The following is a 15,141-nucleotide window of genomic DNA, read 5'->3' as shown; positions in this document are numbered from 1 at the left end:
GAAATTGATTGTGGAAAACAACAAATTTCCATAAATTTCTATTAGTTTCTATTAATTTCAATTTTTTTAATAATATCTCCCTATCTCCTTAATCTCCACATCTCCTTTTGTTACACCACCTGAACGCCTACGAAAAAAGGAGGTTTAATATTATGCAATCAAACAAAGGGATATTGATGACAACAATTACTTTGTTAATTATCTCAGGATGTACTTTTATGGTTTTATTAGTTTTAGCGGGGGTCCAACTAACTGAGCAGGAAACACCAGAACCTGGAGTTAGCGAGGTTAAAACTCAATTACCTATAAAAGAGGAAAAAGAAATTAAACCACTGGTTAAAAAGGAATTATCAGAGGAAGAAATCGAGATATTGAAAGAAAAACCCATAGAAGAACCTAAACCAAAAGTGGAGAAAGAACCTAAGACAGTTAAAAAATCACCAGTAAAACCAAAACTGATTGTCCAACCTCCAACAATAATTGAAAACCCCAAAGTTGAAATTGAAGAAGAACCAAAGATTGAAATCAAAGAAGTGCCAGAAGAGAAAATCTTGAGTGAAACAGAAAAACTTGAAATTGAAAAGAGCATTGAAAATGTAGAACAGGAGATGAAAAACGCTATTGAGGCAAAGAAAAGGTTAGAGGAAGAAAAAAATATTATTGAAGAGAAACTTCTTGCTTTAGAACAAGAGAAAGTTGTAAGTGATAAAGAACGAAAGAAAGTAGAAGAGGAAAAGAAACAGATACAATCTACGCTAAAAGATTCAGAAAAGAAAATCTCAAATCAGGAAGAAAAGATATTAGACCTTGAACAAAAGGCACTTACATTACAAGAAAAATCATTAGTTTTAAACGCAGAAAAACAACGGTTACTTGAAGAGAAAAAATTGCTTGAAGAGGCTAAAAAGCAAGCAGAAGAACAAAGTGCTTTAGCCGCGGCTGAAAAAAGAAAACTGGAAGAAGACCGCAAAAAAATCAAAGAAGAAAAAGATTTGTTTTTAGAACGTGCAATGCGCGTCGAGGAAAGGATAGCGAATATCATTGACTCACAAAAAAATGAGGCAAATTACTCTATTGAAGAGGCTAAAAAGGCAATTGCCAGAGCTAAATCCGCTCAAGCAGATAAATACTCACCGGACATGCTTAAAGATGCACAAGATTTATTAGAAGTAGCCCAGGTCGCTCACCAGGCCGGTGGCTATACAAAAAGTTTAATGGCATCTATAAAAGCAAAAGAAAAAGCAGAAACCTCTGAATTACAAGCAAAACAAAAGGCTAAATTCTATAAATCCAACCTTATTGGTGAGACCTTCCGCGCACTCTCTCTCTGGGGACATTAATCCAATATTGTAACCGTTCAGGTGGTAATTTACCGCAGAGACGCAGAGGAACAGAGAAGACATAGAAATAAATCAGATAACAGAAAAGATTATTGAGGCAGACATGGAAATACATAGGACGTGCTTGCCGAATGTTCAGCAGGCAAGCCAGAATTGTTGCGTATCGTAAATAGATTTTAATTTTTTTCTGTGCGAACTCTTTTGTCTCTGCGGTGAACAGTTACAAATATTTTTGTTGACTAATGATAGGTTCTGTGATATATTAGGATTTATGCAGATTAATCTTTTTGGAGACACAGATGGACGCAGATTTGAGGAAATAATTCATCTGTCTCCATCTGTGAAAATCTGCGTCCCATTAAAAAAATGGTAACCGTTCAGGCTATATCTCAAAAGTGTAAGAAAGGGGATAAGGAGATAAGGGCGATATGGAGATAAGATAATAGAAATAGATTGAAATTTATAGAAATAGGTAGAAATTGATTGTGGGAAACAACAAATTCCCATAAATTTCTATTAGTTTCTACTAATTTCAATTTTTTTAATAATATCTCCCTATCTCCTTAATCTCCACATCTCCTTTTGTTACACCACCTGAACGCTTACAAAAATTGTTGACAATAATCAGAAATATATGATATATTAAAAACACTAAATTAAATAAAATGAAAATCATGGAGGTAAATTTAAAGATGATTAAAAAAAGATTTTTTTTAGAAATTTTGCTAACGGGAATTTGCAGCCTGGTAATATCAAATAATGTTAATGCCACTCAAACAGTAAAGATTGCTATTCCCTACACTGACCAGGAGGTAGCAGGTAAAAACGAAAATAATCTTAAAATCTTTAAATTTGATGTCGGCTCGCAAACATGGACAGAGCTACTCTCTACACCACATCCTGCTGAAAACTATGTCGAAGCAGAAGCAGATTCGTTTGGGGATAAGTACGCACTGGTAAGTTTAAATTTTCCTACACAAAATGATTTCTATAGCGCATGGTTTGCAGGTGAAGGAGGCAAAAATGAAGTAATAGTTAAATTAAACGCAGATAGTTATATAGAAATTAGAATACATTTTAGTCCTTATATGGGAGGGGATTTAATCCGTAGATTATATTCTGGGAGTTTAACAAAAGGAAAATATAAAGTATACTGGGATGGTAAAAATGATGATGGTGATGATGTATCTATTTTTAATCATTATTATGCATACTTACGGATTAATGGTGCTCAGTTTGGCAAGATTGTCGAGGTACGACCATATTATCAGTGAAGGTTAGAAAAGTTATAGTAATCGGATTTAGCGGATGAAACGGATAAAGAAAATAAAAAAATCCGAATTCAAAGAATGTTGCGAAGCAAATTAATCCGTGTAATCCGGGTAGGAAATATATAGAAATTTGTAGAAATTGGTGGCAAAAAAACAATGAATTTCTATGAATTTCAATTGATTGGTGAGTGGCAACTGGTAATTGGTAACTGGCAACTGGTAATTGGTAATTGGTAACTGGTAATTATTTAACCAGTTACCATTTAACCAATTACCAATAAAATAAGGAGGTTGATTTAAAATGTTTAACCTAAAACAATCGTTTAAAAAATCTTTAGTAGGTGGTAGAATTATGGTTAAAAATAATAGGACGCAGATTGCCACAGATTGCCAGGATAAAATTATGGTTAGGTGTAAGATGAGTTTAGGATTGGTTTGCTTGCTGGCAATAGGAGTGCTTGCTGATACATTATGGGCTACTATGGTTTATTCAGAAGAGATTCCTATTCAATTAGAGATAAAAAATTCAAAAGATGATATAAACCTTCGCATTATCAATGACCAGGATGATTTAACTATTTCAAATATTTATAAATTCCAAAATATTTCTGCTGAGGAATTGGTAGATTTTATCTCATCCTCATTAAGCGATGATGGTTCTTTTGCAGTTTTAAAGGACCAGCGGGCTGTCCTGATTACTGATCTCCCATCAAAAGTAAATTCGATAATTGAGGCTTTAAAGCAACTCGATAAACAAAGAACTTCAGGGAATGATGGTATTGAGAATTACTTTTATAGATTTCAAAATATCTCTGTAACTTCAGTAATACCATTTATCAATCAACGATTATCAAGTAAAGGTAAGGTAATCTGTGACAATACATTAAATACGATTATGATTTCTGATATACCAAGTAAAATTATTGAGATTAAAGAGATTATTAAAAATGTTGATATTCTATCTGAGCAAGTGGAAATTGGAGTTACAGTCATGGAAGTTATATATGCTAAAGGCAAGAAAGTAGGAATAGATTGGAACCATATCTTTGAATTCTTAAGTTTTAATACAAGTGGAAGGTATTATCAGGAGTCATGGAATGAATATTCAAAACGTAAGGAATATAATAATATTTATGAAAGGTGGGAGGATACATTGAGAAAAAATTTTGATATAAATATTAGAAATATTTCTGTTCCATTATCTTTATCTGATTTTATTAATCTATTAGTTAGTAAAGGTTCTGCCAAAATCAAGGCTACCCCAAGAATCTCAATCTTAAACAACCAAACAGGAGAGTTGGACTTTACTGATAAGATATATTATATTCCACAATCTACTTATGAAAAGATAGAGACATCAAAAGATGTTGGATTAACCCTTCAAATAACTCCACAAATAACTACAACTGGCCTTATTAAATTAACCATTAATACTGATTATAATACCTTAAATGGTTTTACAAATCAAAATCAACCTATCATCACTTCTCGGAAAACCAATACGACTGTAATACTTAAAGATGGTCAACCGTTCTTTATAAGCGGACTTATGAAAGAAGATAAGGTATTCACAGAAAAGAAAGTACCAATAATAGGTAGTATTCCCATAATAGGTTATTTTTTTAAACGAAAAATATCACAAGATACAACAAGAGAAATAGTTATTACTTTAACACCAAAAATTATTAAAATATAAAAATAAAACTCAAAGGAGGTAATGTGAAATGTCTATTAAAAAGGCACTAATCTTAGGGGTGGTTTTGGGATTGTTGGCAAGCAAGGGATTTGCCCAAACCCAGGGAACAGAAACAGTCGTCGGCACAGAGACTATAGAACCAGCATTGGTCCTTGAATACAAATCTGATGAACCTATTGCTGATGTTATCTTTGGTGAAACAGAGATGACTGTAGAAGAGGCAAGGGCTTTGGGGATGAAGGGGTTGGAGAAGAAGAAGGTAACAGAGACAGTGAAGGTGCAGTATCCAAAGGTGATATTTGTAGAAGATGAAAATGCTCAAGGGAGAGCAAAATCAATTAAATTTTTGGATGAAAAAGGAAGGTTAAAGAAGGAAATACCTGTCCAAAGATGGATTCTTGGAAAGCAAAGTGCGGCAGAGGTAAAAATTTCTGAAAACAGAAAGTATATTGTTGTAACTACTACTAGAATATCGGCAAAACCGTCTGATAAACCACCCTATGGAATATCTACAGACTGCATAGTAATAAATACAGAAGGGGATGTATTGTGGAAACCCAAAGTTGGTCTTTTTTCATATCCTCCCTATGTTAAGGTTTCATCTAATGGCAAATATGTTTTTTGTTCTGATTCTGAGTGGGGAGAAGCGCCGCTAGACATATTTTTTGATAATGGGGTGAGTAAAAGGATAGAACGGGTTGGAGGGATAAGGATTGACGGTGGAGGGGCGGATATAACGTTTTCCAAGGATGGGAGTTTCTGTGCCATAGTTGTTTCAACCATTGACAGGAAAGTGGAAGCTAAAAAATTCCGGGAGAGAGAGAAAAAGCATTTGATTGTAATGGATGATAAGGGAAATGAACTATGGAGAAAAGAGAATATTGTTGAAGGAAAAAATGCCTATATGTGTAGACTTAAATGTATTACAGAGGATAATTTTATTATATTTTACATAGGTAAATTAGCAAATTCATATATTAAGGAAACAAATGCACGAATTAAGATAGTTAAAGAGTACTGGTTTGATAAAAATGGTACTCTGATAAAATCTATATCAAGAGAGGAATAAAAATGATAAAAAAGACCTTTTTTCTTTTAAGTAGCCTATTTATTCTTACTCCTCATATAGTATTGGGTTATATCTGGCCAGTACCAGGAACTACTACTCAACATCCTATTACAGGTACACTTGGAGAGTATAGAACCGATCCACTTCATTTCCACGCTGGTGTAGATATAGGAGAAGGTGCAGGGACTAATGTATATCCTGCTGTAAGTGGAATAATCGGAGAGATTGTAGAAGGTGGAAATGGACGAGTTGTGGTTAATGGGGATGATGGTAGAGCATATACATATCGCCATATGGATCCTGAGAATAATCTCCATGTAAACGATCCGGTAATTGCAGGTCAGACTCTTTTGGGCGTTATTGGCAATGTTTTAGTCCATCCTCACTTACACTTTGAAGAAGATGATGGTGACTATAATCCATTAAGGAGTAATGGGTTAAGTCCATTTACTGACAATGCCAATCCTACGGTGACCAGTTTTACTTTATACCGAGATAGAACTAATACTCAAATTACTGGCAATATCCTCTGGAATCGGATAGATATAAAGGCAGATGCTTTTGACCCTCGGACTGATTCAAATGGTAATAGTGCAGGACATAGATGCTCTGTTTATAAAATCTATGCTGAGTTCTTACAGGATGGAAGTACCATTGGCAATAAGATAGAATATATTAAATTTGATTCTAAACCTGATAACGATAATTTTGAGCTTATCTACGATGGGCAAAGCTCTACTGGCTTCTATTACTGGGTTACCAATGACCCATTTGCCGCAGGGACTCCTACGGCAAATAAGTATTGGAATACTAAATGGGATAAGAATGGAGATATAGATAATGACCCGGCTACCTATAATGATGCCCAAACGAATTATGAGGCAATGTATCCGGATGGTAGCTATACGATAAAGGTAATAGCTGAGGATATTCGATCGAATTCTGCTAATCAGACCAGGGATGTTATTTTAGATAACTTTGCCCCGATGGTTAAGCGAGTAAAGATACTTCAAGGGATGCAGTTATTGTATGATTCAAATGATTCTAATTACCGCTATCCTGTAGGGTCAGGTGCGACTAAATTTGTTATCCAATTTTCAGAAAGTATGAAGACATGTATTACTCCAACTGTTACCTTCGGTCTTACCTCACCTTATGCTCAATATTCGGTAACACCAATTGATACACCCTGGTCAAAAAGTGATTTTTTAAATGATACCTGGGTAGGTATCTGCCAGATACCTAAAGAAATGACTATTGGTGAATATACTTTGAGTATTGATGCCAAAGATTTAGCAGAAAATAGATTAGATACAACACTTCCTATGGGGACTCGCACTGATAGTGGCTCCTGGAGTAATTATGAACCAGGTAAAAATACAGATTATAAATTTAACATTGCCTATAGTACGGACTTATACCCTTTTAACTTAAATAATATCACTCTGGGTACAAGTACTGAGGTATATTATGAGTTCTTGATAGACCCAAAAATCCCTGTTTCAGATAACTATGCTCAGATGATTAAAATTAAACTGGAAGGATTAAATATAAAGGGAAGTGTTATAAAACGAACGATATATGAATTCATTGAGAGTCAAATTTTATTTAAAAATGAGGCAAAGGAAAAAGGAGAGATAATTATAAAAGGATTAGGAATTGACTATGGGAGGATGGTAGTGATTATTACCAATCCTTCTGTTGATACCTCATATAGATTCAATTTATATGTTCATACGGCTAAGGTACGCTATAAAAGTCATTATCCCCAAGACCCCATTCCAGATAAATCTATCGAGTTTAAAGTTAAAGAGTTACCTGATAAAGCACCACAATCATTAAGAAGCTGGGAATTTTGGGGTAATGGAGATGGAGATGTAGATGCAGGTGAAACACCAGTACTACAAACTATCCTCAAGAATTACGGTAGTATGTTATTACACCTCGGGGAAACAATAGCAACTATTACTACTAAAGATGCTATGACAGAAAAATATACTGGAATTGTAAATAATCAAACTTCATTCTCAAAGATGGAGCCATACGGTGGTGAAGGAGAAAATAGTCCAGGATATATAATTAAAGTAGATGAAGATTGCCCTTTTAATCAAATATTAAATTTTAAATTAGATATTATCGATGAGTATGGTATAAATTATGAAGATTCACTTATAGTTGATAAGGTAGGTATGGATTTAAGACTTAAATTTGATAAAGGTGTTACAACAGAAGATGATTTCTATAAAAATAATAATGGTAATGTAGATGCAGGTGAACTTGTTTCTACTGAGGTATATTTACTTCAGATTGGCTATACCAATATCAGGCAGATTTATGAGGATTGTCCAAATTATTCGCATAAGCTTAAGGGAAAATTGAGTAGTGATAGCTTTTATGTGAAGAGAATAATAGATGATACAGCGACTGATTTTACAGATTTAACGGGTATTTATAAACAGGGATATTCTAAGAAGGATGCCCTTACCTTAATTTCATCTGATTGCCCACCTAATACTGAAATTCCATTTAATATTGCCATTACAGATAGGGTTACAGATGTAAATGGGACACCTTATGACTTTGGGACATGGACTGAAACTGGAGTATTAAAGATTAAGGTTATGGGTAAGGATACCTTAGCCCCGTTGGTGAATAAGATAGGAATATCTTCTTCTACCCCAAATCCTATTTTAGGGGATGGGGATTATATCTATTTTGATGTGGATTTGCTTGATGGCAGTAATAAATTAACCGGGACTTCTAATCTCAACACTCCAGCTCAAACAATCCTGCCTATCTATATTGGCCAAGGAACTAAAAGAGCCGATGTAGGTAACTTTGAAACATATCGGTTTAATTACCTTATTCTACCAGGTCTAAAAGATGGGGAGTATAAGATTGTGGAGCTAAAGATAGATGATAGTTATGGTAATATTTCAGAACCAAAACCGGTCAATGTTAATGTAGAGATAGATACAGAACCACCAGTAGTCGAGATAGGTTCGCTAACGAGTGATATCTTTGCCGGGACTGTCTATAATGATGCCGGCTACCAACTCCTTACAGGCACTATCACTATTTCTGGTAGAACATGGGATAAGCATTTTGGTACTTATACCCTCGAATATGCTCAAGGGATAAATCCGGCGTTAGATTGGAAGCTGATTGTCAGTTCTACCCTGGCGCAAAAAGATATGGGCACTTTAGCTACCTGGAATACCTTACCACTACCCGATGGCACATATACCTTAAGATTGACTGCCACTGACCTGGTTAATCATAGCTCAGTGATGACTAAGATAATCGAGATAGACAATACCAATCCGACCGCCATAATTACCCAGCCAGGTTTCTCACAAGCCATAGCCCTACCGGAAGTGGATATCTGCGGCACTGCCTGGGATAAGAATTTTAAGGAGTTTAAACTCAAATATTGCCAGGGGATACTGAATGAACATAATCCTAACCCTACCTGGTATGAGATTATTACAAAAGATACTTCAGTCATAAATGGCACTTTGACCAACTGGAATACCTCAAATTTAGTCGATGGCGGTATCTATACCTTAGAATTAACCGTCACCGATAAATTAGAGCATCAGAATAGACAAATCAGGGCAGTGCGTGTGGATACAACAGGACCTGAGATTACTCTTGCAGAAAATATCAAGACTAATGTCATTGGCTACAATATTTCAGAGGCAGGGATGGTGACGATAAATATATACCAGGTGAATCCTCTTGAGTATCCTGATATCGAGAGTTTCTTTCAAGATACCCCACCCTACGGTCCTGTATGGGATTGGACAGAGGAGGTCCATTTAGGTGAAAATGAGGTTATCTGGTCTGGCAAAGATAAGGATAATATTGAGTTGCCAGACTCAGGGACTTATACTGCCTACTACCTTAGTCTAAAAGGGGTAGATGAGGCAAGTAAAGAATCAAAACTTGCCTATAGCCAGATACTTAAGAAAGGGCTACCAAAGATAGATTCCTTAACCCTTCCTTTAGAATTTGATTTTCAGACTAACCCAATGCTTAATTTTTCCTTTCTCTCGGAGGTAGCCACAGAGCTTGAGGCAATAGTAGTTAATGATGAGGGGAAGTTGACACAAATATTAGGGTCACCAACTACTTCGGGTAATAACCATGAAATTACCTATCAATATGGCTGGGATGGAAGGAATATTTATGGGTTTATGGTGTTATCCGGCAGATATACCTTAAAGATTAAACTAAAGGATGTTGATGGTAATGTAGTCTTCTGGGATGGGATAAAAGAGAATAGATTTATCCAGATTACTACACCTCCACTCCCACCGATAATAGATTATGGTTCTCCAACATATCGGAGCACACCACCAATTCCGGTAACTAACTCAAACCCCATTATTCAAATAGAGAAGAAGGTTATCTTTCCTACGGTTCCTATCTATGGGAGTCAGGATATAGTCAGTGGTAATCTTACACGCTTCGCCTGGGTATTTCCAATAAAATGTATGGAATTTATAGAGATGGCGACGAATACCTGTAATTCCAATGCTTATATCTGGGATGGCAGGGATATACCGCCAGGCAAAGGAGATGGCTCGGGTAGGCGGGAGGCATCTATTGCCAGTGCCGGCTTGTTTCCAACCGGAGATTACGATTATGTTAATTACAATAATAAATTAGAATATGCCACCCATAGCCAGGTAACATTAGCTACTGATACTCTACCTGTAAAGATAAAGGGGGTTTGTGAAATAGACACCCCACCGGATAACCCCATCTTTGACCTTGATATGACATTAGATGGATATATTAAAGGCTATTTACTCTGTGTCTATGATAGCCAGGAGAATTTGATAGGGACTGCTGGATTAAATCCATTACCACCTCAACAAGAGTTTGGGACATGGGGAGATGGGTCGGCAGATATAGAAAAGCGTAATTGGACGAAAATGGTTGATAAAATTACCTACCAATCACCACTTAATCTAAATGCGGGTAAATACATAGTCGAATTGACTTCTTTAGACATTGCTGGCAATGCCACAAAATCAGTAAAAGAGGTTAGCTATCAACGGCCTATTTTGGCAGAAATAGGCGGCACAGTAATTGGGGATATTGGTTCAGATACATCCATCAAGTCAATCGAATTAGTCATTCCGCCACAGATTTTACAGGAGATTAACTGGGCTACTTCGACAATCCAGATTACACCCGCTACCTCAACACCAGAATTAGAACCATTCTTTGATTATTTAGATAAAATCTATAATGTTGCACCAAAAGGCCTGAAATTTTCACCTGCGGCAACACTTAGATTATCTTATCTGGATTTTAATAATAATGAACTCATCGAGACCGACCAGACTTATGATGGCATAATCGGCGTTCAAATGGATGCTGACCCAGAAATAGAAGGAGTAAAGATAGAGACAGGCGAGATTGTTAGTCAAAATTATGGAGTAAATGAAGAGCAGAATATTAAGGTTGAGCAATTAGGGATATTCTATCTCAGCGACCATGGGGTACCAGAATATATTGGTGGGATAGTGGATAGGCAAAATAAGACTATTGAGGCAAAAATAGAGCATACCTCAGATTATGCCGCCTTAGTGAAAAAAGATACTACTCCACCTGTAACAACCATTGAACTAAATGGAATAGTATATAATGGTTCATATACATTATCCAGTTCTACCTTTTCCTTGACTGCTATAGACCCGATGGGGACAACTGGTGAGGTAATTTCAGGAGTAGCGAAGATAAAATATGGGATAGATAACCCAGAACCTGATATTATCTATATTGAGCCTTTTAGTCTGAGGCCGGGTGAACATACAATTTACTATCAAGCAGTGGATAATGCAGGTAATGCAGAGGAAATAAAGAATTTTAAGATACATATAGTTGAGAATCTTCTGATTGATGCTAAAATGGACTTAGTAGATGTCTATGTTGGTTCTGTTGCTTGGGGAGATTATGATAATGATGGCGATTTAGATTTAGCTTTAACAGGATGTCTTGAATCAGGAGAAGGTATTTCAAAAATCTATAAGAATGAATCTGGGAAGTTAATAGAAGATCCTTCTCAAGATTTAATAGGAGTAGAAGATAGTTCTATTGCGTGGGGAGACTATGATAATGATGGTGACCTGGATCTGGCATTAACAGGATGGAATTATTCAAATGGGATTATTTCTAAAATATATAAGAATGAATCTGGGAGGTTAATAGAGGATACCTCTCAACATTTAATAGGGGTAACAAACAGTTCTATTGCGTGGGGAGACTATGATAATGATGGTGACCTGGATCTGGCATTAACAGGATGGAATTATTCAAATGGGATTATTTCTAAAATATATAAGAATGAATCTGGGAGGTTAATAGAGGATACCTCTCAACATTTAATAGAGGTAATAAACAGTTCTATTGCCTGGGGTGATTATGATAATGATGGTGATTTAGATTTGGCTTTAACTGGGTACAACTGGTTTAACAATATTTCTAAAATATATAAGAATGAATCAGGGAAGTTAATAGAGGATACCTCTCAAGATTTAATAGGAGTACAAGGTAGTTTTATTGCCTGGGGTGATTATGATAATGATGGTGATTTAGACTTAGTATTGACAGGAAGAACTATCTTGACAGAACATATTTCTAAAATCTATAAAAATGAATCTGGAAAATTAATAGAAGATATAAACCAAAAATTACCAGGTGTAGGTGCAAGTTCCATTGCCTGGGGTGATTACGATAATGATGGTGATTTAGATTTGGCAGTAACAGGACTTACTCAGTCAAAGGAACATATTTCAAAAATCTACAAGAATGCATCTGGGAAGTTAATAGAGGATACCTTTCAAAATTTAATAGGGGTAATGACAAGTTCTATTGCCTGGGGAGATATAGATTGTGATGGAAATCTTGACCTTGTATTAACAGGACTTATCATTTCTCCTAAAGAAATAATGGATTTATTGGATTTATTGCGTACAGAAGGTAATAAAGATATTACTTTGTCAACAGGTCTTTATGCAGTTTCTAATCTATATAAAAACTATGGAGTTAAATCTAATAATTTACCGTCTCCACCTACTCAATTCAGTTCAAGTTATTCAAATGGCAAGCTTACATTCAGTTGGAATGCAGGTAGTGATAAAGAGACTACTGAAAAAGGGTTGTATTATAATATTCGAGTAGGCACTGCACCTGGTAAAGAAGATGTAGTCGCAGGTAAATATGGTTCACCACTGTTTGGTAATTATTTGCTCAAACAAAAGTCACTTACTTTAAATCTGCCACCCGGGACTTATTACTGGGCTGTACAGGCAATTGATACCGGGCTTGCTGCAAGTCAGTGGTCTGCTGAACAAGTAGCAGTGACTGCTAATATAACTTTAGTTTCACCTCACTCTGGTACTGTTGGAACTAAAGTTACAATAAAAGGTGAAGGGTATCTTCAGACAGAATTAATCCGTATCGATTTTGGCACAATTATGAGTATTGCTATGGCTACTACTGATGCCTTTGGAAGCTTTGGGTGTAATTTTACAGTCCAGACCCAGCCTTTTGGTATTTATACCATTAGTGCTACAGGGTCTGTTTTTAGTGCTTGTGCTTCCTTCTTCATTCGAGGGAATATTGTTTTGGTTTCACCTACCAGTGGTCTAAGGGGGACTAATGTTACAATTTCAGGCAATGGTTATTCAGCAATAGAAGATATAGTAGTAGATTTTGGTACGACGAAGACTATTGCTGACTGTGTTTCAAGTGGTGTGGGCAGTTTTTCTACTATATTTACTGTTGATGTACAATCAGCAGGGACGACTACTATTTTAGTTAGAGGGATAGACAGTAATGAGGTATGTTATTCTTACTTTGTGATTACACTCAAGCCAGGAATAACCTTAGTCTCACCTGCAATGGGGACGGTAGGCAGTATTGTTAAAATAGCAGGTGCAGGGTTTGACTTGAATGAAGGAATTGGGATAGATTTTGGTAAGAGTTTGACTATTGCTACAACGACAGCCGATAATTCAGGTGCATTTAGCTCCAGCTTTAAGGTTGATACACAAGGCTATGGGACAACTACAATAGTTACAAGAGGATTAACCTCTGGTCAAAATGCTCTTGATACCTTCATTATTCGCGGGAATATTGTCTTAGTTACTCCTGTAAGTGGTCTAATTGGAACTAAGGTTACGGTGGTAGGCAATGGTTTTGCGGCATCAGAAAAAGTAACCATAGGTTTTGGGATGAATCCAACAATTGCCACGGTATTATCTACAGCTCAAGGTACATTTACCACAACCTTTACTGCCGATACCCAGCCAGGTTGTGGCACAATAACCGTGAGTGCGAAAGGGAGAGATTGTGTTGCCTACAGCTGGTTCAGGATGCTGGGCAGGATAACCGCTGTCAGTCCACAGCAAGGCACTATTGGAACAGCAGTAACCGTTAGAGGTGATGGATTTGCGGCAAGTGAGTTAATCTGTATCGACTTTGGGACCAATCCAACAATAACAACGACCATAAGTGATTATCTTGGCAGATTCATCACCGTATTTACCGCAGATACACAGCCAGGATGCGGGACAATAACCGTGAGTGCGAAAGGGAAGGATTGCGTTGCATACAGCTGGTTCAGGATGCTGGGCAGGATAACCACTGTCAGTCCACAGCAAGGCACTATTGGAACAGCAGTAACCGTTAGAGGTGATGGATTTGCGGCAAGTGAGTTAATCTGTATCGACTTTGGGACCAATCCAACAATAACAACGACCATAAGTGATTATCTTGGCAGATTCATCGCCGTATTTACTGCAGATACACAGCCAGGATGCGGGACAATAACCGTGAGTGCGAAAGGAAAAGATTGTGTGGCCTACAGCTGGTTCAGGATGCTGGGCAGGATAACCGCTGTCAGTCCACAGCAAGGCACTATTGGAACAGCAGTAACCGTTAGAGGAGATGGATTTGCGGCAAGTGAGTTAATCTGTATCGACTTTGGGACCAATCCAACAATAACAACGACCATAAGTGATTATCTTGGCAGATTCATCGCCGTATTTACCGCAGATACACAGCCAGGATGCGGGACAATAACCGTGAGTGCGAAAGGAAAGGATTGCGTTGCCTACAGCTGGTTCAGGATGCTGGGCAGGATAACCGCTGTCAGTCCACAGCAAGGCACTATTGGAACAGCAGTAACCGTTAGAGGTGATGGATTTGCCGCAAGTGAGTTAATCTGTATCGACTTTGGGACTAACCCGACGATAGCGGTAATCTTAAGTGATGGACTGGGTCGGTTCACTGCTGTATTTACCGCAGATACCCAGCCAGGATGTGGCACAATAACCGTCAGTGCGAAAGGGAGAGATTGTGTTGCCTACAGCTGGTTCAGGATGCTTGGCAGGATAACCGCTGTCAGTCCACAGCAAGGCACTATTGGAACAGCAGTAACCGTTAGAGGTGATGGTTTTGCGGCAAGTGAGTTAATCTGTATCGACTTTGGGACTAACCCGACGATAGCGGTAACCTTAAGTGATGGACTGGGTCGGTTCACTGCTGTATTTACCGCAGATACCCAGCCAGGAGGTGGCACAATAACCGTCAGTGCTAAAGGCAAAGACTGTGCGGCATACAGCTGGTTCAGGATGCTTGGCAGGATAACCGCTGTCAGTCCACAGCAAGGCACTATTGGAACAGCAGTAACCGTTAGAGGTGATGGATTTGCGGCAAGTGAGTTAATCTGTATCGACTTTGGGA

General features: G+C 37.2%; 6 protein-coding genes. 5 read left to right on the top strand and 1 reads right to left on the bottom strand.

Annotated features, from left to right (window positions below; all coding sequences use genetic code 11):
- Positions 1-152: 152 nt before the first annotated feature.
- Positions 153-1,340: a hypothetical protein gene (locus tag AB1422_09385; protein ID MEW6619524.1), complete on the top strand. Its 1,188-nt coding sequence runs from the start codon at positions 153-155 to the stop codon at positions 1,338-1,340.
- Between the two features lie 324 nt (positions 1,341-1,664).
- On the opposite strand, the gene AB1422_09380 is transcribed toward AB1422_09385, so the two are convergent.
- The gene (locus AB1422_09380; protein MEW6619523.1) at positions 1,665-1,847 is read right to left on the bottom strand and encodes a hypothetical protein; all 183 of its coding nucleotides are present in this window, start codon (positions 1,845-1,847) and stop codon (positions 1,665-1,667) included.
- A 185-nt stretch (positions 1,848-2,032) separates the two neighbouring features.
- On the opposite strand from AB1422_09380, the gene AB1422_09375 reads away from it, so the two are divergent.
- The 4 genes from AB1422_09375 to AB1422_09360 form a co-directional block, all read left to right on the top strand.
- Entirely contained in the window at positions 2,033-2,614 is a 582-nt protein-coding gene (locus tag AB1422_09375) for a hypothetical protein (protein MEW6619522.1), read from the top strand.
- A gap of 298 nt (positions 2,615-2,912) precedes the next feature.
- Positions 2,913-4,307, top strand: coding sequence for a secretin N-terminal domain-containing protein (locus tag AB1422_09370; GenBank protein ID MEW6619521.1), 1,395 nt, complete (start codon positions 2,913-2,915; stop codon positions 4,305-4,307).
- 28 nt (positions 4,308-4,335) lie between these two features.
- Positions 4,336-5,376: a hypothetical protein gene (locus tag AB1422_09365; GenBank protein ID MEW6619520.1), complete on the top strand. Its 1,041-nt coding sequence runs from the start codon at positions 4,336-4,338 to the stop codon at positions 5,374-5,376.
- 2 nt (positions 5,377-5,378) lie between these two features.
- The coding region (locus tag AB1422_09360; GenBank protein ID MEW6619519.1) for an FG-GAP-like repeat-containing protein at positions 5,379-15,141 on the top strand (9,763 nt) is incomplete at its 3' end.

It is taken from the genome of bacterium (genome assembly GCA_040757115.1).
In the GTDB taxonomy this organism is placed as follows: domain Bacteria; phylum UBA9089; class CG2-30-40-21; order CG2-30-40-21; family SBAY01; genus JBFLXS01.
The sequence above is the reverse complement of the archived record's forward strand: the minus strand, read 5'-3'. Positions and strand labels throughout refer to the sequence as shown.

Excerpts from the sequence above, each read along its gene's own strand:
- AB1422_09385 (MEW6619524.1), top strand. The coding sequence starts at position 153 with ATGCAATCAAACAAAGGGATATTGATGACAACAATTACTTTGTTAATT.
- AB1422_09380 (MEW6619523.1), bottom strand. The coding sequence starts at position 1,847 with ATGGGAATTTGTTGTTTCCCACAATCAATTTCTACCTATTTCTATAAA.
- AB1422_09375 (MEW6619522.1), top strand. The coding sequence starts at position 2,033 with ATGATTAAAAAAAGATTTTTTTTAGAAATTTTGCTAACGGGAATTTGC.
- AB1422_09370 (MEW6619521.1), top strand. The coding sequence starts at position 2,913 with ATGTTTAACCTAAAACAATCGTTTAAAAAATCTTTAGTAGGTGGTAGA.
- AB1422_09365 (MEW6619520.1), top strand. The coding sequence starts at position 4,336 with ATGTCTATTAAAAAGGCACTAATCTTAGGGGTGGTTTTGGGATTGTTG.